Source organism: Mediterraneibacter faecis (genome assembly GCF_055383675.1).
Window position 1 is genome coordinate 502,035 of the sequence record NZ_AP043803.1, and the last position, 24,208, is coordinate 526,242.

Below are 24,208 nucleotides of genomic sequence, written 5' to 3' on the forward strand. Positions count from 1 at the left end.
TCGAATGTATCAAAAAATACAAAGTTGTTTAGGAGGCGAAGGAGATGTTATGGACTGAAAAGATGTTTGGAGTTAAGAAACCAATTATTGCAATGCTCCACATTGATCCACTACCAGGAGATCCATTATACAAGTCGGAAAATGATATGGATAAGGTGGTAGAACATGCACGTGAAGACTTACATGCACTACAAGATGGTGGTGTAGATGGGATTATTTTTAGCAATGAATTTAGTTTGCCCTACCAGCGAAATATGGATATGGTGACTCCTGCGGCAATGGCATATGTAATTGGGAATTTACGATCTGAGATTAAGGTACCATATGGAGTAGACGCAATTAGTGATGGGCGAGCATGTTTAGAACTTGCAGCTGCGGTAAAAGCGCAATTTGTTCGCGGAACATTTTGTGGTGTGTATGTGGGTGATGGTGGACTTTATAATAATGATTTTAGTAGTTTACTAAGAAGAAAAGCCGCACTTCCTTTAGAAGATTTGAAAATGTTATATTTTATTAACCCAGAATCGGATCGGAATTTAGATACTCGTCCATTAGCAGAGATTGCTAAGAGTACAATTACGAAAGCAGCACCAGATGGATTGTGTATTTCAGCAAATGCAGCTGGTCAAGATGTAGATGATACATTAATTGCAAGCGTAAAGGAGGCTAATCCTGAAATAGTTGTGTTGTGTAATACAGGATGTCGTGTGGATACTATTGAAAGAAAATTAACAACGGCAGATGCGGCTGTTGTAGGAACCACATTTAAGTATGGAGGTATCTTTGAAAATCGAGTTGATGTGAACCGTGTAAAGGAATTTATGCAGGTTGTTTACAAGTATCGAGAAACATTGTAATATCAAGATAAAGGAAAAGAAAATGAGACGAAAACTGCTAGCAATGGATATAGACGGAACTGCTGTACGTGACGACTCTAGTTTAGGGGAAAAAAGCAAAGAAGCAATTAAACTAGCACAGCAAGAGGGACATAAAATTGCATTTGTAAGTGGCAGAAGAGATAGTGATATGGGGTCATTAAAGGATGAACAATGGCTTGTGGATTATCAGATTCTTAACACTGGGGGAAAGATACTACGATGCAAGGATAGAAAAGTGCTTCATAATGATTTAATTCCTCCGCATGTGTGTAAAAGGCTAATTACACATTGTCTTGAGCAGAATATACAGCTTCAAATTTATAATGGTATGACGTGGCAAGTTACAAAGATGACAGATGAAACCCTAGAGTATGCAAAGAATGTCGGTGTAATTCCTGAAATAATTAATTCGCTTGAAGAAACAGATTGGAAGTATGGATTGGAAGGATTTATGGCAACACAGGATATGACCGATGTGGCCGCTTATATTGATGAGTGTATTCCGGAGGTATACTACGTAAGTTCGGAGCCGAACTGCATTGATGTTATGGCTAAGGGTGTGTCAAAATGGAATGGAATACAGTTACTTGCAGATATGCTTGAAATTTGTAAAGAAGATATTATAACTGTTGGAAATTACTATAATGATTTGGACATGTTGCAGCATGCAGCAGTAGGAATAGCTGTAGCAAATGCAGTGGATGATGTGAAAAAAGAAGCAGATTTTGTAACAGAGAAGAACAACAATCAAGATGCCGTAGCAGAGATTATTACAAAAATGTTAAATCATGACTATGATGTAGTTGTAGAAAAATGCAATGAATGAAAGAATTAAAAAAGTAAAAAAGGAGGACAATGAAAATGAGAGTTGCAGAAATAGGAGACAATTGTATTGATGTTTATGAACGTATTGGGAAAAAATATCCAACAGGGAATGTTGTTGATACAGGTGTGAATCTTCAAAAACTTGGAATCCCTGTTTCGATTATCAGTACAACAGGTAATGATGAAAATGGAAAATGGATGTTAGAGACATTAAAAAAAGAAGGGGTAGACATTAGTCATTTAAAAATTGGCGATGGTGCCACAGCAGTAACTTATATGGATATGGATGGAAAAGACCGTGTGCATGGCGATTATGTAGAAGGTGTATTGGAGAATATTGTTTTTGATGAAGAAGATATTGAATTTGCGGCAGAGCATGATCTCGTTCATACAGCACTTTGGGGAAAAGCTGAGAATACCTTACCGATGATTGCAGCAAAAGGAATTCCAATTGCTTTTGATTATGCAGATAGACTGGATCATCCGTTAGTAGAAGAAACCTTACCATATGTTACTTATGGATTTTATTCTTATCATGAAGGAAGGGATGCTAAGATTGAAGAGTTTTTAAAAGATAAAGTGAGTCGTGGAATGAAAATTGCTGTTGTCACATTCGGTGAAGATGGTAGTCTTGCATGGGATGGTGAAAGATTCTATGTAGGTGGTATTGAAAAGGCAGAAGTAGTCAATACAGTTGGAGCTGGAGATAGTTTCATTGCAGGATTTCTTTATGGAATATTGAATGGTAAAAGTATAGATGAATGTTTAAAAAAAGGTGCAGAAGTAGCGGCTTCGGTAGTTCAGGTATTTGAACCATGGGTAGAGTAGAGTATGGGAAAAAGAAATTAGATATTGATAAAATACAGAAAGGAAGAGAAATATGTTTATAGATATGCATGTTCATCCAGCTTTTTATGAACCAATCAATCAAGATTCAGAGTTGGAAGAACTAAGACATAATACATTAGATATTCATAAAAATGGAACGGCGCCATTGGAACATATTTTTAATCAAATGAAATGTGCAGGCTTGGATTATTTATGCTTACTTCCAGAAGATTATCGTACACAGCAAGGTGGAAAAGTGCTGGTAAGCAATGAGGAAATTAGTCAACTTGTTAACATGGCACCAGATAAGTTTATTGGATTTGCGGGGGTTGATCCGTTTGCAGAAGATGCGGCTGAAGAATTGGAGAAAGCATTTGCAGAATTAAAATTAAGTGGTTTGAAATTACATCCAGGTAAAGGGCATTTTTATCCAACGGATGAAAGAATGATGCCACTGTATGATATTTGTGAAAAATATGAAAAACCAATTATTTTCCATAGTGGAATGTCATGGGAACCGGATACATTAACAAAATATTGTCGCCCAGAAATGTTTGAGGAACTGGCAGCAGCAAGACCAAAATTAAAAATTTGTCTTGCACATTTTGGATGGCCATGGTGTAGAGAGACAGCTATGTTGATGTTGAAGTATACTAATGTATATACAGATACTGGCGCATTGTATTTTGATAATGCTAAGGAGTTTTATACACAGATGTTGACAAGAGATGTTCCGATGACATGGATTGATCGGAGTTTGAGACATCAGGTAATGTTTGGAAGTAATAATCCGAGATTTGAGCAAATCAGAATGGCACATGCAATTAAAGAACTGGGATTTCGTGAAAGTACTTTGGATTTAATTTGTGGGGAAAACGCAATTGAGTTCTTAGGTGGAATTCCTAATAGAAAGGCGTAAAGAAGATGTATGTTGAATCAATTACATTATTAACAAAAGAATATAATGAATATACAGTAATTACTCCGAAAGTTTTGGATATTGTAAAAAGAAGTGGAGTTCAGAATGGAACCGTTACGGTTCTTACAAAGCACACAACAACAGGTGTAACTGTGAACGAAGCATTAGAATGTCTGGAAAGTGATATTGAGAATTTCCTGGGACGATTAATACCAGAAGATTATCCGTATAGCCATGCAAGAATGCTTCGAGATTATGGTAGTACAGCAGGAAATCCAACAGGACACTTGAAAGCAATGCTTACTGGAAATCATTGCCATTTTCCAGTGATAGATGGTGAAATGGTAAGAGGTGGTGCTCAAGAAATATATTTCTGTGAATTTGATGGGCCGGCACATCGTACAATTAACGTGATTATCCAAGAAGAAAAATAAAATATATACCGCTCATATTCTATTGACTGAAGTCAGAGATTTGGGCGGTTTTTTTATGCAAATGAAGATACTGTTCTTCAGTGTTTATACGATTGTGATAATTGACATAAATATGCCTCAATGATATAATTTGAAATAGACAAGTGGTAAAAAAAACAAACAAAAATAGTGGTAAAATAAAACGTCATATATAATTCGAAAGCTAATACAAGTGAAATGGAGGCGACAATCATGCCTGATTTGAAAGAAAAAAATAGGATAATCTTGAAGAATTCAAAGATGCATGAATTGTGGGATTTAGGAGCACCGACAATACTGGAACAGGCTCTGCAAACCATTGTAGCTTATGTAGACACTGCAATGGTTGGTCAGATTGGTGCGATTGCAAGTGCTGCTGTCGGTCTGACAACCACTGTAAATTGGTTGTTAAATGGAATTTTGTTTGCTGTTAGCATGGGAATGCTTTCGTTTATTGCCCAATATACTGGACAGGGAGATTTGGAAGCTGCTCATCATACTTCAGCACAGGCAATTTGGATTATTTTTGTTCTTGGCGTGATTGAAACAGTGATTGCTTTAGCAATTAGTCCGGTGTTGCCAATGTGGATGGGCGCTAGTCAGGAAATATGGAGAGATGCAAGTGAGTATTTTTTTATAGTAAACTGTCCGTTGATATTGAGAGGAAGCCTGATTATATTTGGAAATGTATTAAGGGCAAACAAGGATTCGAAAACACCTCTTTATATAAATATTGGTGTGAATTTTTTGAATATTATATTAAATCAGCTTTTAATTAGCTCTCATACTACGATTTCAGTATTTGGAATGTTGCTCAGTATTCCGGGAGCTGGATTGGGAGTAAGAGGTGCCGCTATAGCGACTGCAATTAGTCAAGGGATAGGTGGAGTTACTATTTTTTGGGTTGCAATGCAAAATCCATTGGTGACACTAAAAGGAATGAAGGTGAAACCGGAAGGAAAATTGTTAAAAAATTGTTTTAATGTTTCCTTGCCTTTAATTGGAGAGAGAATTGTTATGGGATGTGGTTATGTTGTATTTTCAGCATTAGTAGCGGGACTTGGAACACTAAGTGTAGCAGCTCATTCGATTGCACTTACAATTGAACAGGCTTTTTATGTGCCAGGATATGGTATTCAAACTGCAGTCAGTACACTTGCTGGAAATGCTGTGGGAAAAAAAGACGAATTAGAATTAGAATCGGTTGTACGTTCAGGACTTATTGTGGCTGTTTCTATTATGACAGCAATGGCCATAGGTCTTTTTTGCGGAGCAGAAGTGATTATACGTTTCTTTACGAAGGATGAGCAGGTTATTGTGCTTGGAGTGTCATTACTGAGAATTGTAGCAATTAGTGAGCCTATGTATGCAGCGTTAATTATATATGAGGGTATATTTCATGGTATTGGAGATACAAAAATGCCATTTATATTTGCAATATTAACAATGTGGGGGATAAGGATAGGCCTGACATGGATTTATATTGGTATGTTTGGGCGTGATTTAAAAATGGTGTGGTTTTTCATGATTATGGATAATATTAGTCGATGTATATTGCTTTGGGGCTTGTACCGGAGAAGAAAAAGAAGCTTGCTATTATTTGATGAATATTAAAAACACATAATCGTTTGAGTTTGGTATATATTTTGGTTGGAAAACGAAGAAAAAGATGATAGAATTAGCTTACATTTGAAAGTGGTCTGTAAACAATGGTAAGGAGAATAAGAATATGGAATATCGTATACCACCGGGAACTGAGGCTGTGGAAAAATTGGAAGATTTTATTGTAGTAAATCGATTGGCTCCGAATACAAGAATTCCATCAGAGAGAGATTTGTGTGAAATGTGGGGAGTAAGCAGAACGACACTGAGACAGGCGGTAGATACACTTGTTGGTCGTGGGGTGTTATATAGAGTTAACGGAGCGGGAGTTTATGTATCTGTAGGAAAGAAGAATCGAAACATGGTTGGAGTAGATTCAATGGTAGGAGAACTTCGACAGCAGGGATCTATTTTGGCAAAAAAGATTATTTCTGTAAGAAAAGTTGAAGCAACTAAACAGATTTCTAAGAAACTTCATGTTCTGCTCGGACAAGAGGTTTATGAGTATATTCTTCTTAGAAAAATAGATGATGTTCCATGTATTTTGGAAACAACATATCTTGATTGTGAACGATATCCAGATTTTGAAAAGTATTATACTGATAAAACTAGCATGGGTCGAATTTTGAAAAATGTATATCATAGAAAGCAGATTTCGGGCGAGGAGCATATTAGTGTTACATATGCCAGTGAACAAGAAGCAGCGTTGTTGGAGATAATACCGGATTCTCCTTTGTTTTTTACATCTGGAGTTGTGAAAGATGAAGAAGGAGTGATAATTATGTATTATAAACAATTAATTAGAGGAGATAAATTCAAGCTTGTTAGCAGAATAGAGAGTGAATAATGAGAAAAGCAGGGCAGATTTATGGATAATAAATTGAACTATACCGAAGAAAATGAAGAGCGTGAAGACGGAAAATTAAGTTATCGTACACCAATTTATCTTCAATTGAGAGAAATTATTAGAAATCGAATAGAAGAGGGAGAGTACCTTCCAGGAACAGCAATTCCGTCTGAAAATAAATTAGCAGAAACTTATGGTATTAATAGATTGACTGTTCGCAACGCAGTAGATACATTAGTTAATGAAGGAATTTTGAGACGTGTTCAGGGAAAAGGTGTTTTTGTTGTTGGTGATAAATACGAAGAAAACCTGGATGAACATGGTGGGTTTGTTAATGTAATGTCTTCAGGAACAAAAAGAGTTTCGATAAAGGAGCAGGCAAAAATATATAGACCAGCAGGAAATAAGTATGCAAATTATTTTAATATTGAGCCAGATGATTTAATCTTTTGTGTACGACATCAAATAACTTTGGATAGTGAGCCATTGGCAATTGAAGATATATATGTACCAAAAGATGTTTTGCCGAAGTTAGAAGTAGTGAACTCATCAGTTTTTACAATAAAAGATATTTTTGCATTTTATGGAATAGAAATTTCCAGTATGCAGCAAACAATGGAGATTATAGATGGAACGAGTAAGATAAAAAAATTATTAGATATTCCAAATGGAGTAGCATTAATTATGTTGAGTTGTGATTACTGGGACAATAATGGTAGAGCGATTGCGTATAGCCGCTCTTTTATCAGAAGTGACAGGACTTCATTTACAATTCAGCTTCATGAATAAAATAATAGATTTAAAAAGTACAGCAGAAGAGTTATTAAAAACTCATACAGCTGTACTTTTTGTTTGATGAAAGAATTATCACATAGTCTTTATAAAGTCTAATCTACAAAGATTAGTCTGACAAACAATGCATTAAGTTTACAGTAGCAGGATAAAGAGAATCATAAATATTCTGATATTTTTTATATGCTTCATGGTTTTCTTTATTAGGATGATAGGTTTTTCCAGGTTTAATGAAATCTGTAAGTTTGTTGAAAGATTCAAAGCCTGAATATTTGATTCCCGATGCAGCCATTAGAGCATCGCCAAAACTCGCACCTACAGTAATGGCAGGGGTACTGATTTCTTTACCAGTAACATCTGCAACAATTTGCATCCATAAGTCATTTTTAACACCACCACCTACGGCAAAAATCTGGTCGATAGGAACATCGTGCTCAAGCATGATCTTTAATTGCTGATTTACTGAGTATGCAACAGATTCCAAAGCACTTCGGTACATATGCTGACGCGTGTGAGCAAGCGTTAATCCAAATAGAATTCCCCTTGCAAGAGGATCATTTATTGGAGTTCTTTCACCAGCAAAATAAGGGAGTGTAATAAGGCCATCGCTTCCAACAGGAATTTTATCCAAATCTTGCATCATGGTGATATAAGCATCAGGACCACCATTTTGCTCTAGTTCGAGTGCATCTGGGAAAATTGTATTTCTATACCATTTAGTAAGAGAGCCTGCAGCATTAGTGCCGGCAGATATATCACAAAGTCCTGGTACAATAAATTCTTCACGCCATAAACGTTCATCATCAACCAATTCTTTTGTCCCGAGAATCATATAAATGGAAGAACCGAATTGAATCATCATTTTACCAGGGGCAACAACGCCAGTGCTGATTGCTTCTGCGCCGGAGTCATCTGTTCCTACAATGACTGGAGTACCAACTGCAAGACCCGTTTCCTTTGAAGCGGTTTCAGTTACATAACCTGCGATATCATTTGCTTCCTTCACTTCTGCTAGCTGATCAGGGCGGCAAATTGGTAGGCAAGTTTCAGGATTTGGTGTTCCATCATTAAAATAAAGTGGATTAAAACTTGCAAGTCCTAAAAAACGATCGACTACATAATTACCAGTAAGTTTTGCTGCTATAAAACTAGAGCCTGTTAGAAACTTGTGGGTTTTTGCATATATATCTGGCTCTTTATTTTTTATCCAAAGAATCTTAGGCATTACATCACTGGAGCATAATGGACGTCCGTACCACTGTCGGATCTGTTCTTCCCCATACATTTCTGTGAGTTGTTCTATCTCATCGGTTGCACGTGCATCAATACCATATAGGATAGCTTTGCGTAGAGGTCGACACTGATCGTCGACAGGTAGGCAGTCGGCACCAAGTGCACTTGTTCCGATTGCTTTAATGTCAGATGGTGAAACTTTGGATTTTTCAATCAGTGCATTGCTTATAATACATAAATCTCCCCACCAATCTTTGTCGGCATCATGTTCATAGTGACCTGGGGCAGGATTTGTCATTGCATGTTCAGTTGTATGTTCTGCTATAATTTCTCCGTGAGAATTGATTAATACACCTTTACTAGAGTTTGTTCCAGTATCAATCCCCATAAAATAAGACTCTTTCATAAATATTTCCATTCCTTTCTTAAAGAGAATATAAACTGTTTAGATAAGAGAGATATTTTTTTATTTATTCATGGCTATATACGATTCGTCCGTTGAGAAAAGTTACTTCTACTTTGCGAGAACGAATTTCTTCAATAGCTGTTTCAAATAGATTTCCGTCGAATACGACAATATCAGCTTTTTTTCCTTTTTCCAGTGTGCCGAGCTCTTTCTCTTGATATAGATTATAAGCACCGCCAGCACTCCATGCAGTTAGCAACTCAGGAATAGTCAGCATATTTTGTTTGTTAAATGGCTCTCCACCTTCAGGGAAGTATCCTCCGACTGCATGATAAATAGATTCTGGGATATCATCAATAAGAAGTGGAAGATCAGTTCCGCAACTTAATAACACATTGCTGTCAGCCATTTTACGTCTGTTCCAATAATACTGTCCGCGATCCATACCAATCTTTTCTTCAATCATGGCAAGTTTGTCTTTTCGATTTGCGATAGATTGAATTTGAGGGTATATTTCAGCAATTACGCCTAATTTTCCCATACGCTCCAAGTCTGTTGGATCACTGAATTCAAGATCGGTAATACTGTGACGATTTATAAGTTTTCCATTTTCATCTTTTTGGCAAGAGTCATAAATATCTAATACTTTTGAAATAGCAGCATCTCCTTGAGCATGTAATGAGAAACGAAATCCTTCGGTATCAGCTTTAAAGGTATCGTTTGCTAAAAGATCCCAATCAATGTCTTGTGCACAGGTCGTATCTGCGCAGGAATAAGGTTTTTTCAAATCACCGCAAAGTTCGCTTATAGAACCGTCGGTCATTTGGTTATATCCAGAAAAACGAACAAACTCTCCTTTAAATTTTTCACGCATTTCCTTGCCATATGAGAGATTAAAAGGTTCAGCAACAGGTTGGCTCATAAAGTTTACGCGGATAGTTAAAGCGTTTTCGGATTCTAGTTCTGCGAGAATGTCGGTAAATCCGTAGAAATCATCGAATCCCATTTCTTTGATGGAAGTGATTCCTTTACTGTTCATCATTTTAATATAGCGCTTAAATTCCGGAATTATAAAGTCTTTATCTCCAAGTAAGTCTGGTAAAAAGCGAACATAACTCTCCGGATAACAGGTTTCCGGGGTAAACTGATAACGATTTATAGCAGCTTGATTCATCCAACAAGTTTCGCAGCCTTTTGCAAACAGAAGAACAGGGCGAGTGGAAAAAGCCTCATCTAACAAATCTGTTCCATTAGGTTGGATTGTATCGGAGTTCCAACCATGTCCCAAAATAGGTTTGTCTGCAGGAATTCCTTTCGCATACTCTTTAATTGAATTCAGTATATCTTCTTGAGAAGTAGCTGCGGATAAGTCTATTCCAACAAATCCTACAGAATAACCTGTGAAAAAGCAATGTACATCGGAGAATCCAGGCGTAATTGTTTTGTTCCCATAATCAAGATATTTTGTGTTTGTTCCTATTAGTTCAGTAGGAGCCAATCCTTTTCCGATAGAAAGTATCCGGTCGTTTTTGATAGCAATATATCCAGAGAAGGGTATTTCCTCTGTGGCTGTAAAAATACAGTTTGATAATAAAATAAGATCTGCGTATTCAGACATATTATTTAAACCTCCTAATGATTAATGATATTTGTAAAGACATAACTTATATATAGGAAAATAAAGATATTAAGAGTAAAAGTGAGGCGACATCAAATAACAGATGAACCTTAGAAAGGTCAGATATCCAGCAACAAAAAAATCAAAGCTGAATGCTCGTTCCTTAATGAATAAAAGTCATCGAAGTGTTCTAACAGATATTGCACACTATTTATTAGAACACTTATAAGTTATCATGGTGCACAAAGCATTGGCAATTGGATGGATAACTAAAAAATAAGTAACAAAATAAGTGTATCTGATGAAACTGGTATAAATATAAATCAAAAACATACCACTATGTGCATAATGCATAAAAAGAAGAGAAAATAAAGAGAAAATAAAGAGGATAAAATATGCAGAATAACATAATTGGTATAGAATTTGAATAACAAACAACATGGTTATGGGATTTTATACATTTTTTATAATTGAATTTTAGACCTCTTGCGAATAGAAAATTGTGCTTAATTATTATATAATTTTACCAACAAAACACAACAAGGAGGAATGAAAAAATGTTAAAAGTTGGAATGTTTACATCGGGATATCAGAGGAATCCGTTGGAGCATTGTTTTATGGATGCTAAAGAGTACGGTTATGATTATATCGAGCTTTGGGGTGGGCGTCCACATGCATATGCACCGGATCTGAAAGCGGGAGATATTAATGAAGTTCGCCGATTAATTGAAAAGTATGAAATGCCGGTGCTTGGTTACACACCGGAGCATAATGCCTATCCTTACAATTATATGATTGGTTCAGAGGCTCAGAGAAGAGATGCTGTTGATTATCTGAAACTGTCTCTTGAAATGGCAAAAGAGATGGGTGCGGAATTTGTACTTACAAGTCCTGCAAACGGCGGATATCTTGCTACATATGATCAGTTGTGGAGCAGATTAGAAAAAAATATTCAAGAGTTGGGAGATTATGCAGCAAAACTAGAAATCAAGCTGGTAGTTGAAGCTTTAACACCGTATGAATCTAATTTCTTTACAAGAGCAAATGATTTGGTGGAGCTATTTAGAAGAGTGGATAATCCATATGTAGTCGGCATGTGTGATATTGTTCCACCATTTGTACAGCATGAAAGTATTATGGCATATTTTGATAAACTCGGAAATAAGATGGATCATATGCATATTATTGATGGAGAAAATGGATCAGACACCCATATGATACCAGGAGAGGGAAATATTCCAATTAAAGAAATGCTATATGAAATGAAACGAATAGGTTATGATAAAACTGCAACACTTGAATTGGTTACAAATTATATTAACGAACCACGTTTTTATGCGAAACGTGCCATTGATAACATGCGTGAGCTAATGGCCGAGGCAGGAATCGTTTAAATGTGAAAGTGAATAAATAAAAAGTAATAGATTATTTAAGAAATTGTGATAGCGAAGATAGATAGCTGTTTACAATATAAAAGCATCGAAGATAATAGAAAATTAAAAAAAGAAAAGTCGTGCACAAGATTTTTCAATTATACTCTGTTTAAAAGGAAAGGAGAGTTTTTATGTCTGAAAACAAAAACGAACTTGGTCGTAAACTTGGACTTGGCGCTGTTATTGCACTTGGCGTTGGTACTACAGTAGGCTCTGGTATTTTTTCATCTTTATCTGAGGTAGCAAATGCTGCCGGTAGTAGCTTGTTTCTGGTATTAGCATTCATTATAGGGGGATTGCTTCAGATTCCAGCAAACTTTGTATATTCGGAATTAGCATCTGCCTATCCAGAGGATGGTGGACAATATGTTTACTTCCGTGAAGCAGGATCTCGACCACTCGCATTCTTGTGTGGATGGATCAGCTTTTGGGCAACTGACCCACCGTCAATTTCAATCATGGCTTTAGCAATTGTGAATTATCTTGCATTTTTTGTTCCGATTCATGGTTTTGTATTAAAGCTGGTTGCTGTAGTATTTGTATTAATTTTCATGGGAGTACACATGCGTTCGGTAGAAGGCGGTGGAAAATTCCAGACAATTATTACAGCTCTTAAAATTTTACCATTTGCATTGGTTATTGGTATTGGTTTATTCAATCTTCAGGGGGATATTTTATTATCTTCTGCACCTTTGGAAGGATATGCAAAAACTGGAATTGCTGCGCTAATCGCAGGTGTAGCTTCAACAACATGGTCATATGATGGTATGGGAGCTGCTTGTTATATGTCAGGCGAAATTAAAAATCCGAAAAAGAATATGCCTTTGGGTCTTATTCTTACAGCAGTTATTGTACTAGCTCTTTATGCAGGATTAACATTTGTAGCTTCTGGAATTCTTTCTATTGATGAAATGGCTACATCTGATGCTCCAATCGCATTGTTGGCATCTAAGCTTCCAGGAATTGGACAGTATGCAGGTACAATTGTTGCAATTATGGCAATTATTGTTGTAATTGGTTCATTATCATCTTGTATTATGTACCAGCCACGTATCGAGTATGCTATGGCGAAAGATAATTTATTCTTTAAATCTTTTGCAAAAGTTCATCCAAAATACGAAACTCCTTATTTTTCAATTATCGTACAGTGTGCGGTTGCAATCGTATTAATTTTTGCTTCAAACTTGTCAGCATTGCTAGGATACTTTACAATGGTAGCATTATTAAAGAATGTGCTTACATTCGGTACAATCTTTGTGCTTCGAAAAAAAGGCAAAGAACATGGATACGATCCATCTTATAAATGCCCAGGTGGTCCAATTATGCCTCTTATTGCAATTATTATGACAGCTACACTTATTTGGGGCCAGCTTACATATGCGCCAATGCAGAGCTTAATTTGTGCGTTTGTGGCAGTAGCTACAGGACTTCCAGTATTCTATTATTGGGATAGAAAAAATAAAAAAGAAAGTGCATAAGCATTAGCTTAATATGTTGAGAAGGTGAGAACTGTATGGAGAAAATAAAAAAAATTCGTCCGCAAGATATGGCGATGGAGCAGATTCAATGGTATATACAAGAAAACCAACTAAAACCACATACACAGCTTCCGAGCGAACGGGAGTTGTGTACAATGTGGCAAATGAATCGTTCCACTCTCCATACAGCTATTCAACAACTAATTGAAGAAAGAAAACTATATAGTGTAAAAGGATCTGGAACCTTTGTGGCACCTCCGAGATTAGTTAGGAATATAAAGGGAATTCAGTCTACTTCGGAAGCAATGAGAAAAACAGGGTACTTTCTTTGGACAGAAGTATTAATCTCTAGAATTGAGACGTGTGATGGATATGTTGCAAGAAAACTTCAGATAAAAGAGGGAGATAAAGTATTTCATTTATATCGCTTGCGGATTAGAAACAATGTTCCTTTGATGATTGAGAATAGTTACATTAATTACGAACAGTGTGAAGGTTTGGAAGCTCACAATTTTGCAGAAGAATCTTTATATAAAGTTCTAAGGGATTTAGGCATATTGTTGACTAAAGGGACGGAGAAAGTAGAAATTACATTTGCCACAGAAGAAGAAGCTAAATTGTTGAAGGTAGAAGAAGGACAATACTTGTACTATCAGTCAGGTGTTGTAAACGACGATAGAGGAGTAGGTATTGAGTTTTTTAGGATTATGGCGAGACCAGATCAGGTACAATATACGAATGTTCTAACAAGGCGAGACACCAGATAAAAAAGGAGTGATATCGTATGAGATTAGCGGCAGTTGGAAGTAACTGTATTGATTATTATAACAATATAGATGGTGGAAAAGCATTTCCGGGGGGAGGCCCGGTAAATATGGCAGTTTATACACTCCGTTTAGGAGGAGAGGCTGCATATATTGGACCAGTAGGTGATGACGTCTACGGACAGATTATGATAGAAACTATCAAAGCGAAAGGCGTTGACACTTCGCATTTGCGTGTAGAAAAAGGAAAGACAGCCGTTACCCAGGTTGAATTGATAGATGGCGAAAGAGTATTTGGAGATTACGACGAAGGCGTATTGGAAAAATATAAATTAACAGATGAAGATATTGATTATATCAAAAATTTTGATGTTGTAATTTGTGATGTTTGGGGCAAAGTAGAAGGACAGTTTAAAGAGTTGAAAGAAAAAGGAATTGTTACTGCCTTTGATTGTGCGACAAGCCCAGATTCAGAGGAAAGTGTAAAAGCGATACCATATACAGATTATCTCTTTTATTCTGTGGATACAGGAGATACTAAAGAGGTAAGAGAACAAATGGAAAGAATTCAAAAACAGGGACCTAAGCTTGTCATTTGTATGATGGGAGAAGAAGGCAGTTTGTGTTATGATGGTGAAAGATATCATCGTTTTGGAATCGTTCCTTGTGATCATCTTGTAGATAGTATGGGAGCTGGAGATAGTTATATTGCTGGATTTTTAACAGGAATTGTAGATGGACTTTCTATAGAAGGGGCAATGGAAAAAGGTGCAGCAAATGCAACAGAAACATTAAAGTATTTTGGAGCATGGTAACTAAAAAATAAGGAGCCGAAATATGAAAACTGCCTGTAAAAGAATGATCACTCAGCAAGTGAGTGAGATTTTAAGAATAGAAATAGAAGATGGTGATTTATATCCTGGTACAAAAATACCTACTGATACAGAATTGGCTGAAATGTTTGGTGTTCAGAAGCAAATCGTGAGAACAGCCATAGAAGTCTTGGTCAAAGAAGGATTGTTGAAATATATTTCTGATAAAGAAGTATACGTTTTAGGACATAAAATCGAACGAAACATGGAGAAGTTAGAAGGCTTTACGCAGACGATGGTAGATAGGAATATGAAACCATCTTTTAGAATTGTGTCTAAGTATCTAAGAATGGCAGGAAATTTGTATGGAAACATGTTCGGCATTAAACCAGAAGATCCTATTTTTTATATTAAGCGCATGTGTTATGCTGACGGAGATTCGATTTCTTTAGAGGAATTATATATACCGCATTATTTAATTCCCAAAATGGAGGGGATTGATTTATCGGTGTTTTCTGTGTATGAAGTATATGAAATGTATGGGATTCATTTAGCGGAAGCAGAGCAGACATTGGATTTGGTTCGTCCTAGTTTGAATGATGCAAAACTGTTGGGAATAGATGCAGGAACACCCGTGATGTTGTTTCAAAGTCTTACGTATGATACGGATGGAAGGGCAATCGAATTCAATCGCAATTATGTGCGTGGTGATAAATGTAACTTTAATGTACAATTTTCAGATAAAAGGTAAAATTAAAATAATGGGATTATTTACAGGAAATTTTTATTCCAAAAATTTAAGAATGACAACACAGATTAATGTTATTTTCCCAGATGTTTCTAATGATGTAACACCTCTTTATGAGGGAACACCGAAGGTTCTTTATTTACTTCATGGACTGTCAGGAAATAGTGATGAATGGACGCGATTTTCTAAAATTGAATATTATGCAAAAAAATATAATTTCATAATAATTATGCCTGAAGTTCAACGTAGTTTTTACACAACAGGAAAAGTTGGAATTGATTATTTCCATTATGTTGCAGATGAACTTCCAGCTATTTGTGGGAAATGGTTTCATTTGGATCAAAGACGAGAAAATACATTTATAGCTGGAGAGAGTATGGGTGGATATGGTGCAGTGAAGATTGCATTGAATAGACCAGAGAAGTATGAAGCTGTGGCAAGTTTATCAGGAGTACTCGATTATGTAGGATTTACGGAGATGGTACTTGCCGGAAATTGGGAAGATATGTCGCCACAAGAAATACAGAGTTTTCATGGAGAAGCAGGAAAACCAGAAGAGTGGGAAAATCCACTGTTTTTGGTAGAGAAACTTGCTAAAGACGAAAATCGTCCAAGGTTAATTCAATTTTGTGGTACAGAAGACTTCTTATATGAAAATAATCAGAAATTTAGAAAAGTCGCTGAAAGTAATGGTTATGGTCATGTTTATATGGAAGGACCAGGGGATCATGAGTGGCCTTATTGGGATAAAATGATTCAACGTGCTATACAATTTTTCTTAAATTTAGATTTGCAGACAACGAAATTGTATTAAAAAGAAAGTAGTGAAAGGAGATATCAACTATGAAATATGAAGCAAAAGCGTGGAAAGAAACAGAAGGAGCTTGTTTGCGTAATTTTAACGAGCAAGCACAGATTGATAGTGTGAATGGAGCACTTGCTCTTCGTCCGCAGATTGAAAAAATTATTGATCAAATCTGGGAAGAAGGATTTGATGGAATCTATTTTATTGGTATTGGAGGTACTTATGCTTCCAGTATGCAGGTGGAAGTATATATGCGTGGCCGTTCAAAGCTTCCAGTATTTGTTGAAAATGCAGCTGAGTTTTTGACTACAGGAAACAAAAAATTTACAAATAAATCTGTAGTAATTATATCTTCAGTATCTGGAAATACAAAAGAAATGGTTGAATTAGTGGACAGAGTACATGAAAAAGGTGCAAAAGTATTTTCATTCATCGATAATCCAGGTACTACTCTCACACAGCCTGACAAGCAAGATTATCTGATTGTTTATCCAATGAATGAGCAGTTGAAATTTTATATGGTTGCAAATTACTTGATGTATAAAAATGGTGAATTTGATGATTATGACCGTTATAATAAAGAGATGGAAGCTAATCTTGCGGATGTATTAGCTCAGGTTGAGAAAGATTCCGATGAGTGGGCATATGAGTATGCAAAAAATAAGGTGGCATTTTGGAAAGAACATAAAGATCTTCCTCATTACTTTATTGGATCAGGAAATCAGTATGGGGCAACCTATTCCTATGCTATGTGCTATTGGGAGGAGCAGATGTGGATCCGTACAAAATCTATTAGCTGTCAAGAATTTTTCCACGGAATGCAGGAGATTATCGTTGAAGATACACCAGTTACTCTGTTTATGGGAGAGGATGAACAACGACCATTAGCTGAGCGTGTTGCAAAATTTCTTCCACGTGTAAATGCAAACTATACTATTATTGATACAAAAGAACATGAATTAAAAGGAATTAGTCCAGAATTTAGAGGAACAATTTCTCATTTGGTAATGCATGGTGTTAATAATCGTGTAGATGCATATATGGAGCTGTTTTTAAGACATCCACTTTCTATTCGTAGATATTATCGTCAGTTTGATTATTAAGAATTAGATTTTTAAAAGATATTGGTAGAATGAGTGCTGTTACACTAAGTAATTGTACAGAGACTCTTTGCTATGTAAATAGTCAGGTGAAAAGGTTAATTGAACTATTTCACCTGACTATTTTTAGAACTATAAAATCTGGCGGGGCGAAACTCAGGTCATTGCTCAGTAACCACGAAATAAATGAAGATGATTAATCGGAATGGTGATAAGCTGTTGATGACATTAGCGGAAAATATAGAGCGATAATAAAAGTGTATATAAAAATTTGCAAGGGGCTGTCGCTTTGAACTGCTCCCCGTCAAGTAGACAATTGAAAAAATATAAATTTTTCCTACCAGCAGAAATTTATCTGCTGGCAGTTTTTATGCAGCTTGCAAGTAAATTTCATGTTTTTCCATTGGTGTTAAAATTCCAAGATTCCTTTGCAAACGTTTGTTGTTGTAGTAATCTATATAATCTTCGATCATTTTTACGAGAGTACTTCTATCAGTGAATCGTTTTCCATAGTATCGCTCTCTCTTCAGAATTCCCCAAAACCCTTCCATTGGTCCATTGTCGATACATTTAGCAACTCGCGACATGCTTTGTATTATTCCAGCATTTACAAGTTTTGTATGAAATGTCCTGTTCGTATATTGGAACCCCCTGTCACTGTGAAACAGTGGCTGCGCACCAGGATTTCTAAGTAAAGCATTGTCTATCGTATCAAACACCAAAGCATTGTTGTTCTTATCACGAATAACATACGAAACAATCCGTCTATCATATAGATCCAGTATTGCACTTAGATAAACTTTATGCTTTTCCATTCCAATATAATAATGGAATTCTGTCACATCAGTGAGCCATTTTTCATTTGGTGCTTTGGCAGTGAACTCCCGATTAAGTATGTTTTCCGCTATATACTGAGGGTTTGCAGCCTGTCTTGTGCATCCGTTGTTAGAATACTTGACAGTTGATTTTATATTAAGTTTACGGCAAATGCGTAGTACACGTTTATCGTTTACATCAATACCATGATATCGTTCCAAATCATCTCTGATCCTTCGATAGCCTTTATCCGGTGACTCTGTATGAATCTTTTCTATCTCATCAGCAATGAGTCTATTCTTTTGTTCACTTTCAGGAATTTCTCTATGCAACCATTTATAGTAAGCGGCTCTGGAAACTCTGCCAAGTTTACAAAGTGCAGCGATTGGATAATTATGTTCTTTGTGTTCTTCTCTGATTGCCTGATATATATGTTCATGACGAATCAGGCTTAGCCCCGCCTCCTCTCTATTTCTTCGAGTTTTTTTAAGAAAGATGCCTCCATTTCAGCACGTTCTTTCTCTGCTTTTAAAATTTTAACTTCAGCACGCAGCTTTTCTAATTCACTCATTTCATCGGGACGTTTTCGTTTGCCACGGTTATCTCTTAAAGCTTCCACTCCACCAGCTTCATATTTGACTATATAATTGCGAGCCTGTTGATAGGACACCTGGTATTGTTCTGCTGTTTGGGCATAATTACGATCATGTGCGATACAATACTGTACTATTTCAACCCGTTCTTCAAAAGTGGTTTTTCTTCCTTTGGTCATGACAATGCTTCCTCCTGTTCCAGAAGATTTTAATTCTACATGACCATTATACTTCTTTATCCAAGTTTGTAACTTACCTTTTGAACGGATCCCGTATTTTTTGCAAATATCATTTTGAGAACCATGGCCTGCTAAATAATCTAAGACTGCTTGTTGTTTCAATTCTTTGGAATATTTTTTATTTCCTTTCAATGTGAATGCATTTACTCCCATAGATTCATAGTTTCGAATCCATTGTTGGACAGATGCAAGACTTACATCAAACATATCGGCAATTCGCCGTTGGCTTTCTTTTCCATCCAGATATAGATTTACAGCATATGTCTTATCCTCAACAGATACTTTTCTTTTAGACATAAAATATGCTCCCTCCTAAGTGACAAGTTTTTATTATTTCACTTGTCTACCTAGAAGGGAGCATATCAACGAAAATTCATTCGTTAAAGCGACAGCCCCTTTTAAAGATTACATGCTTTCGATTAATGCATTTTTTCGTTTATAATGCGATTAATTCACTTCTCTTTAGAATGAAAGTGTGTTTTTTTTAGTTATCCCCAAATTTAAGAAAATGCAGAAACTTACAGATGATATGAACCGTGTTACCCGTGAAAATTTAACAGGTCTTTCTGTTGTACGTGCGTATAATGCAGAAGACTATCAGGAAAAGAAATTTGATAAAGTGAATTAGGAATTACATTAGTTGCCATGTATATATTAAGTTATATCTTTTCTGCTTACGATCGCCTGTGCAATGATTGCTGATAAACCGATGCTGATTTTGGATGAAGCAACCAGTTCTGTAGATACCCGTACAGAACAGCAGATTCAAAGTGCTATGAATAAACTGATGGAAAACAGAACATCCTTTGTTATTGCGCATCGGCTTTCCACGATTAAGAATTCAGACCTTATTCTCGTATTGAAGGATGGAGATATTGCTGAAAGTGGTACCCATGAGGAACTATTAGCCAAAAATAGATTCTATGCTGAGTTTTACAATAGCCAGTTTGAACAGGCATCTTAATTACGGATGATTTTAGCCAAACTCTTTCTTGATACTGGAAAACACTCCGTTTATGACAGTGTCAGTCATTATCTTCAGCATGGTTTCCTTTGATATCTGTGTGCTTTCCAGATGCCACCATTTCATTGAAGTAAGGATGGTGGAGACTATAATTTGAGAAAAGAAAGCAGCACTTTCAAGCTGAGAATCGGAAACATGGTATGTATCAACCAATTCCTTTAATATGTATTTGCGATACATTGCCTGCATTTCATCAAAAATATTCACAGGGAGAGTTTGATTATACATCAATAATAATACTTTCCTGTGACTTTCAAAATAATTGATCATAGGTAGAAAATACTGTTTGAAACTAGCTTCATTTTTAGTATTACAGGATATAAAATGTGGATCAATCACCGGTTCAAACTGACTCATTAACTCTTCTACTATTTTTTGAATCAAATCATACTTATCTTCATAATTCCGATAGAAGGTAGAACGGTTGATCTTGCATTCAAGAATCAGCATCTTGATGGTGATTTCTTGAAAATCATGTGTTTCTAACAGTTCGAGAAATTTAGACTGAATAGTCTGTCTGGTTTTTAATACTCTTAAATCCGTACTCATGTTTCACCTCTGTGAGATATCCGGTATGAAAAAGATTAGTTATGCAACTTTTTTGCCCCTTTTGTCGCTTGTTAAAAAACGACACTATTCTACTATTATTATATAACAAATTAAATGAAAGGAAAAGAGATTATGCAAAACAAATATTATCCACAATTGTTTAAAAAAGGAAAAATCGGGAATGTAGTGATTAAGAATAGAATTGTACGAAATTCTATGGGAACATATCTGGGAAATCCAGATGGTACGGTAACAGACCGCCAGATTAAGGCATATGCAGAGGCAGCAGAGGGGGGCGCAGGACTGATTTTTATGGACAATGCAGTTCCGGTTCCGATGACATCCTGTGGTTTACGGGCAGATTCAGATGAATATGTTGCTGGACTTACACTTTTGGCAGAGGCTGTAAAACAGCATGGTGCGGTTGCAGGAATGCAGATTGCACATCCTGGTCGTGATGCAGGTTTCGTAGGAAGTGCTGATGTAATTGGTGCTTCACCGATTACCTATGAACCATGGTACGAAGCAGGAGCAAAAGTTCCGAGAGAGCTTACGATGGACGAAATTCATGAACTTGTAGAAAGATTCGGTGATGCTGCATTGCGTTGTAAACATGCAGGATTCCAGATCATTGAAATTCACGGAGCAGCCGGATGTATTCCGACCAATTTCCTGTCACCACATGATAATCAACGTACAGATATGTATGGAGGCTCTTTACATAACCGTATGAGACTGCTGCTGGAAATCGTGCGCAATATGAAAAAGAAATGTGGTCCGGATTTCCCAATCGGTGTGAAATTAAGCACGGAAGACTGGGAGCCGGAAGGAATCCGCATCGAGGAAACGATTGAGGTTGCAAAGGCACTGGAGAAGGAGGGCGTATCCCATTTGAACATTATGGGCGGAACCCACGCTACGGCGTCGATGGAATTCTTACTTCCAAATGCATACAATGCAGAACATACAAAAATGATTAAAGATGCTGTCAACATTCCTGTATTCATTGGACATAATGTATTTACACCTGAGGATGCAGAACGTTTGTTGGAAGAAGGCGTAGGAGATTATGTTGCATTAGGACGTTCCCAGCTTGCAGATCCTTGCTGGGCTAAGAAGGCAAAAGAAGGAAAGGCAGAGGATATTAAACCGTGTATTAACTGTCTGATCGGATGTCTGGACCGAGGCTTGCTGTCTCATACTCCAATCCACTGTACAGTGAATCCGACTTTGTACAAATTCGAAGGTCCGGAGATCACACCAGCAGAGGAACAGAAGAATGTAGCTGTAGTTGGAGCCGGTCCTGCAGGCAGTGAAGCTGCCCTGACACTCGCAAAACGTGGTCACAAAGTTACAATTTTTGAAAAGAGAGATTTTGGCGGAGCGATGATTGAAGCTTCTGTTCCTGATAATAAATCTAATATCAGAAGATTGATTCAATACTATAAGAATCATATCGAAGCAAATGATGCAATTACAATCGTAAAAGAAGAAGCAGACTTTGATAAGATTGCAAATGGTGGATTTGATGCGGTGATTCTGGCAATCGGCGGTAAAACAAGAACGCTAAAGGTAGCAGAAGACGGTAAGAATACTTTGATCTATGCAAATGACTATCTGAATGGAAGCAAGAAAGCAATTGGTGATAAGGTTGTAGTTATTGGTGGTGGAATCACAGGTGCAGAGACTGCGTTAGAATTAAAGAATGAAGGAAAAGATGTTACTATTGTGGAGATGGCAGATCAGTTCCTTGCAAGCAACAGTTCTGCATGCCAGGCATATAGCATCTCAATTTCTCAGACAGATATCAAGATTATCACAGGAAAACGTCTTGTTGCCGCAGAAAATGGAAATGCAGTAGTGATGGATCGCTGGGGCAATACAACAGAACTGGAAGCAGACAGCATTGTTATTGCAGCAGGATTTATGCCACAGTATGAACTGGCAGAACAGCTGGAAAATGAAACGGAACTGGAAGTGTACAATGTTGGTGACAGCAAACAGGTTCGACAGATTTATGACGCAATTCATGAAGGATTTGTTGCTGCAAGACAGATTTAATACAAATAAAGTAATGATATTCAGGGGCTGAATGGCATGAATTGCTATTCAGCCCTATTATTTTTCAATATAGTATCATAAAAGTCAGAAATGAGTTATTCATTTTTGACTTTTTTGATTTCCCCCAATGTGAAAAGCTAAAAACATGTATTTTTCAATAAATATATAGTATGAAATGAGGCAAGAATTGGATGTTTTCACTATGCTAATATTTATTCAGATCAAAAACCACAGTAAAAAACACACAATACAAGGAGGAAAAAAAATGAGTAAATTAAAAATTGGTATTATTGGTTGTGGTGGCATCGCTAATCAGAAACATTTCCCGGCATTAAAGAATAATGCAGATCTGAATGAAATCGTAGCATTTTGTGATATTCAGATTGACCGTGCCGAGAAAGCAGCCGCAGAATTTGGTGCAGAAGGTGCACAGGTAACAGCTGACTACAGAGAACTTCTGGCTAACCCGGAGGTAGAGGTTGTACATGTTTGTACTCCTAACGTATCCCACAGTGAGATTACAATCGCAGCTTTTGAAGCAGGCAAGCACGTTTATTGTGAAAAACCAATGTCACACAGCACAGAAGAAGCTGAAAAGATGGTGGCAGCATGGAAAAAGTCCGGTAAGCAGTTCACGATTGGTTACCAGAATCGTTTCCGCGATGAGGTTATGAATTTAAAGAAGTCCTGTGACAAAGGAGAACTTGGTGAGATCTATTATGGAAAAGCACATGCAGTTCGTCGTCGTGCAGTTCCTACATGGGGCGTATTCATGGATAAAGAAGCACAGGGCGGCGGCCCTCTCATCGATATCGGAACACATGCTCTTGACATTACATTATGGTGTATGAACAACTACGATGTAGACAGTGTAACCGGCTCTGTATTCTACAAGCTTGGACAGAAAGAAAATGGACCAGAGGGAAATCTTTTTGGACCATGGGATCCTAAAACATTTGAAGTAGAAGATTCTGCGGTTGGATTTGTTAAGATGAAAAATGGTGCAACAATCGGTCTTGAAGCAAGTTGGGCACTCAACATGCTTGACTCTAGGGAAGCATCCACAACACTTTGTGGAACAGAAGCCGGAGCAGAAATTCATTCCGGTATGAGTTATCCAAAGAACGAACTGATTTACAATCGTGCACGAAATAATCAGCTGATGGAAGAGAAACTTTCCAGTGTTGGAAGCATTGCTTATTTTGCAGGTGGTGCCGGAGAAGAGGGAACCGTTGACAACCGTCAGTGGCTTGAAGCAATTCAGAATGGAACAGAACCTTTGGTTAAACCGGAAGAAGCATTGGCAGTAACTAAGATTTTGGATGCGATTTATAAATCCGCAAAAACAAATGAGACAATTAAATTCTAAGAAAGAATGAGGAGAAT

At 36.8% G+C, this 24,208-nt stretch carries 23 protein-coding genes and 1 pseudogene; 19 read left to right on the top strand and 5 right to left on the bottom strand.

Annotated features, from left to right (window positions below; genetic code table 11):
• The first annotated feature begins 44 nt into the window (after nt 1–44).
• From ACZ47Z_RS02440 to ACZ47Z_RS02475, 8 genes are all read left to right on the top strand, one after another.
• Nucleotides 45–857, top strand: a complete 813-nt coding sequence (locus ACZ47Z_RS02440; RefSeq protein ID WP_054752152.1) for a BtpA/SgcQ family protein — start codon at nt 45–47, stop codon at nt 855–857.
• Nucleotides 858–879: 22 nt separating this feature from the next.
• Nucleotides 880–1,704, top strand: a complete 825-nt coding sequence (locus ACZ47Z_RS02445; protein WP_147322148.1) for a Cof-type HAD-IIB family hydrolase — start codon at nt 880–882, stop codon at nt 1,702–1,704.
• A gap of 35 nt (nt 1,705–1,739) precedes the next feature.
• Nucleotides 1,740–2,531, top strand: coding sequence for a fructoselysine 6-kinase (frlD, locus tag ACZ47Z_RS02450; protein WP_117542073.1), 792 nt, complete (start codon nt 1,740–1,742; stop codon nt 2,529–2,531).
• 52 nt (nt 2,532–2,583) lie between these two features.
• A complete protein-coding gene (locus ACZ47Z_RS02455; RefSeq protein ID WP_055146655.1) occupies nt 2,584–3,450 on the top strand; it encodes an amidohydrolase family protein in 867 nt (288 codons plus the stop codon).
• A gap of 5 nt (nt 3,451–3,455) precedes the next feature.
• Complete coding sequence (locus tag ACZ47Z_RS02460) at nt 3,456–3,884, top strand: secondary thiamine-phosphate synthase enzyme YjbQ (protein WP_054752161.1); 429 nt, start codon at nt 3,456–3,458, stop codon at nt 3,882–3,884.
• 231 nt (nt 3,885–4,115) lie between these two features.
• Complete coding sequence (locus ACZ47Z_RS02465; RefSeq protein ID WP_242953192.1) at nt 4,116–5,516, top strand: MATE family efflux transporter; 1,401 nt, start codon at nt 4,116–4,118, stop codon at nt 5,514–5,516.
• 115 nt (nt 5,517–5,631) lie between these two features.
• Nucleotides 5,632–6,351: a GntR family transcriptional regulator gene (locus ACZ47Z_RS02470; RefSeq protein ID WP_117569742.1), complete on the top strand. Its 720-nt coding sequence runs from the start codon at nt 5,632–5,634 to the stop codon at nt 6,349–6,351.
• 21 nt (nt 6,352–6,372) lie between these two features.
• Complete coding sequence (locus tag ACZ47Z_RS02475; RefSeq protein WP_004614184.1) at nt 6,373–7,140, top strand: GntR family transcriptional regulator; 768 nt, start codon at nt 6,373–6,375, stop codon at nt 7,138–7,140.
• 112 nt (nt 7,141–7,252) lie between these two features.
• Here ACZ47Z_RS02475 and ACZ47Z_RS02480 read toward each other — a convergent pair whose 3' ends face one another.
• Nucleotides 7,253–8,782 (bottom strand): FGGY-family carbohydrate kinase, encoded by a 1,530-nt coding sequence (locus ACZ47Z_RS02480; protein ID WP_055158210.1) that lies wholly within the window; start codon nt 8,780–8,782, stop codon nt 7,253–7,255.
• Nucleotides 8,783–8,846: 64 nt separating this feature from the next.
• Nucleotides 8,847–10,400 carry an amidohydrolase gene (locus ACZ47Z_RS02485; RefSeq protein WP_054752165.1) on the bottom strand — a complete coding sequence of 518 codons (1,554 nt, stop codon included), beginning with the start codon at nt 10,398–10,400 and terminating at the stop codon, nt 8,847–8,849.
• A 557-nt stretch (nt 10,401–10,957) separates the two neighbouring features.
• Between ACZ47Z_RS02485 and frlC the strand changes: the two genes are divergently transcribed.
• The 7 genes from frlC to ACZ47Z_RS02520 all read left to right on the top strand — a co-directional run bounded on the left by frlC (nt 10,958) and on the right by ACZ47Z_RS02520 (nt 17,543).
• A complete protein-coding gene (gene frlC / locus ACZ47Z_RS02490; protein ID WP_054752167.1) occupies nt 10,958–11,794 on the top strand; it encodes a fructoselysine 3-epimerase in 837 nt (278 codons plus the stop codon).
• A gap of 170 nt (nt 11,795–11,964) precedes the next feature.
• A complete protein-coding gene (locus tag ACZ47Z_RS02495) occupies nt 11,965–13,311 on the top strand; it encodes an amino acid permease (RefSeq protein WP_278461549.1) in 1,347 nt (448 codons plus the stop codon).
• 35 nt (nt 13,312–13,346) lie between these two features.
• Complete coding sequence (locus tag ACZ47Z_RS02500; protein ID WP_054752169.1) at nt 13,347–14,078, top strand: GntR family transcriptional regulator; 732 nt, start codon at nt 13,347–13,349, stop codon at nt 14,076–14,078.
• A gap of 17 nt (nt 14,079–14,095) precedes the next feature.
• Entirely contained in the window at nt 14,096–14,890 is a 795-nt protein-coding gene (gene frlD, locus ACZ47Z_RS02505; RefSeq protein ID WP_022075166.1) for a fructoselysine 6-kinase, read from the top strand.
• A 22-nt stretch (nt 14,891–14,912) separates the two neighbouring features.
• The gene (locus ACZ47Z_RS02510) at nt 14,913–15,638 is read left to right on the top strand and encodes a GntR family transcriptional regulator (protein WP_054752171.1); all 726 of its coding nucleotides are present in this window, start codon (nt 14,913–14,915) and stop codon (nt 15,636–15,638) included.
• Between the two features lie 10 nt (nt 15,639–15,648).
• Nucleotides 15,649–16,449, top strand: coding sequence for an alpha/beta hydrolase (locus ACZ47Z_RS02515; RefSeq protein WP_055146685.1), 801 nt, complete (start codon nt 15,649–15,651; stop codon nt 16,447–16,449).
• Nucleotides 16,450–16,478: 29 nt separating this feature from the next.
• Nucleotides 16,479–17,543 (top strand): SIS domain-containing protein, encoded by a 1,065-nt coding sequence (locus tag ACZ47Z_RS02520; RefSeq protein ID WP_055146688.1) that lies wholly within the window; start codon nt 16,479–16,481, stop codon nt 17,541–17,543.
• Nucleotides 17,544–17,908: 365 nt separating this feature from the next.
• Here the strand turns inward: ACZ47Z_RS02520 and ACZ47Z_RS02525 are convergent, their stop codons facing one another.
• Both ACZ47Z_RS02525 and ACZ47Z_RS02530 read right to left on the bottom strand, forming a co-directional pair.
• Nucleotides 17,909–18,853, bottom strand: coding sequence for an IS3 family transposase (locus ACZ47Z_RS02525; RefSeq protein ID WP_464526040.1), 945 nt, complete (start codon nt 18,851–18,853; stop codon nt 17,909–17,911).
• Entirely contained in the window at nt 18,808–19,485 is a 678-nt protein-coding gene (locus ACZ47Z_RS02530; RefSeq protein ID WP_015528018.1) for a helix-turn-helix domain-containing protein, read from the bottom strand. The genes ACZ47Z_RS02525 and ACZ47Z_RS02530 overlap by 46 nt, the downstream gene beginning before the upstream one ends.
• 211 nt (nt 19,486–19,696) lie before the next feature.
• Here ACZ47Z_RS02530 and ACZ47Z_RS02535 point away from each other — a divergent pair, with 211 nt between their 5' ends.
• On the top strand, nt 19,697–19,816 hold the full coding sequence (locus tag ACZ47Z_RS02535) for an ABC transporter transmembrane domain-containing protein (RefSeq protein ID WP_083475163.1): 120 nt from the start codon (nt 19,697–19,699) through the stop codon (nt 19,814–19,816).
• A gap of 42 nt (nt 19,817–19,858) precedes the next feature.
• Nucleotides 19,859–20,152 (top strand): annotated as a pseudogene (locus ACZ47Z_RS02540) (ABC transporter ATP-binding protein); the annotation flags it as partial.
• Between the two features lie 12 nt (nt 20,153–20,164).
• On the opposite strand, the gene ACZ47Z_RS02545 reads toward ACZ47Z_RS02540, so the two are convergent.
• Nucleotides 20,165–20,761 (bottom strand): TetR/AcrR family transcriptional regulator, encoded by a 597-nt coding sequence (locus ACZ47Z_RS02545; protein ID WP_054754275.1) that lies wholly within the window; start codon nt 20,759–20,761, stop codon nt 20,165–20,167.
• A 132-nt stretch (nt 20,762–20,893) separates the two neighbouring features.
• Between ACZ47Z_RS02545 and ACZ47Z_RS02550 the strand changes: the two genes are divergently transcribed.
• Both ACZ47Z_RS02550 and ACZ47Z_RS02555 read left to right on the top strand, forming a co-directional pair.
• Nucleotides 20,894–22,822, top strand: coding sequence for an NAD(P)/FAD-dependent oxidoreductase (locus ACZ47Z_RS02550; protein WP_117542330.1), 1,929 nt, complete (start codon nt 20,894–20,896; stop codon nt 22,820–22,822).
• A gap of 265 nt (nt 22,823–23,087) precedes the next feature.
• Nucleotides 23,088–24,191, top strand: a complete 1,104-nt coding sequence (locus ACZ47Z_RS02555) for a Gfo/Idh/MocA family protein (protein ID WP_117542329.1) — start codon at nt 23,088–23,090, stop codon at nt 24,189–24,191.
• The last annotated feature ends 17 nt before the right edge of the window (nt 24,192–24,208 follow it).

Bases quoted from the DNA above. Each gene is read 5' to 3' on its own strand.
- ACZ47Z_RS02460 (WP_054752161.1), top strand. From the start codon at position 3,456: ATGTATGTTGAATCAATTACATTATTAACAAAAGAATATAATGAATAT.
- ACZ47Z_RS02475 (WP_004614184.1), top strand. From the start codon at position 6,373: ATGGATAATAAATTGAACTATACCGAAGAAAATGAAGAGCGTGAAGAC.
- ACZ47Z_RS02555 (WP_117542329.1), top strand. From the start codon at position 23,088: ATGAGTAAATTAAAAATTGGTATTATTGGTTGTGGTGGCATCGCTAAT.
- frlD (WP_022075166.1), top strand. From the start codon at position 14,096: ATGAGATTAGCGGCAGTTGGAAGTAACTGTATTGATTATTATAACAAT.
- ACZ47Z_RS02445 (WP_147322148.1), top strand. From the start codon at position 880: ATGAGACGAAAACTGCTAGCAATGGATATAGACGGAACTGCTGTACGT.
- ACZ47Z_RS02530 (WP_015528018.1), bottom strand. From the start codon at position 19,485: ATGTCTAAAAGAAAAGTATCTGTTGAGGATAAGACATATGCTGTAAAT.
- frlD (WP_117542073.1), top strand. From the start codon at position 1,740: ATGAGAGTTGCAGAAATAGGAGACAATTGTATTGATGTTTATGAACGT.
- ACZ47Z_RS02500 (WP_054752169.1), top strand. From the start codon at position 13,347: ATGGAGAAAATAAAAAAAATTCGTCCGCAAGATATGGCGATGGAGCAG.
- ACZ47Z_RS02535 (WP_083475163.1), top strand. From the start codon at position 19,697: ATGCAGAAACTTACAGATGATATGAACCGTGTTACCCGTGAAAATTTA.
- ACZ47Z_RS02440 (WP_054752152.1), top strand. From the start codon at position 45: ATGTTATGGACTGAAAAGATGTTTGGAGTTAAGAAACCAATTATTGCA.
- ACZ47Z_RS02480 (WP_055158210.1), bottom strand. From the start codon at position 8,782: ATGAAAGAGTCTTATTTTATGGGGATTGATACTGGAACAAACTCTAGT.
- ACZ47Z_RS02545 (WP_054754275.1), bottom strand. From the start codon at position 20,761: ATGAGTACGGATTTAAGAGTATTAAAAACCAGACAGACTATTCAGTCT.
- ACZ47Z_RS02465 (WP_242953192.1), top strand. From the start codon at position 4,116: ATGCCTGATTTGAAAGAAAAAAATAGGATAATCTTGAAGAATTCAAAG.
- ACZ47Z_RS02515 (WP_055146685.1), top strand. From the start codon at position 15,649: ATGGGATTATTTACAGGAAATTTTTATTCCAAAAATTTAAGAATGACA.
- ACZ47Z_RS02455 (WP_055146655.1), top strand. From the start codon at position 2,584: ATGTTTATAGATATGCATGTTCATCCAGCTTTTTATGAACCAATCAAT.
- ACZ47Z_RS02495 (WP_278461549.1), top strand. From the start codon at position 11,965: ATGTCTGAAAACAAAAACGAACTTGGTCGTAAACTTGGACTTGGCGCT.
- ACZ47Z_RS02510 (WP_054752171.1), top strand. From the start codon at position 14,913: ATGAAAACTGCCTGTAAAAGAATGATCACTCAGCAAGTGAGTGAGATT.
- ACZ47Z_RS02470 (WP_117569742.1), top strand. From the start codon at position 5,632: ATGGAATATCGTATACCACCGGGAACTGAGGCTGTGGAAAAATTGGAA.
- ACZ47Z_RS02485 (WP_054752165.1), bottom strand. From the start codon at position 10,400: ATGTCTGAATACGCAGATCTTATTTTATTATCAAACTGTATTTTTACA.
- frlC (WP_054752167.1), top strand. From the start codon at position 10,958: ATGTTAAAAGTTGGAATGTTTACATCGGGATATCAGAGGAATCCGTTG.
- ACZ47Z_RS02520 (WP_055146688.1), top strand. From the start codon at position 16,479: ATGAAATATGAAGCAAAAGCGTGGAAAGAAACAGAAGGAGCTTGTTTG.
- ACZ47Z_RS02550 (WP_117542330.1), top strand. From the start codon at position 20,894: ATGCAAAACAAATATTATCCACAATTGTTTAAAAAAGGAAAAATCGGG.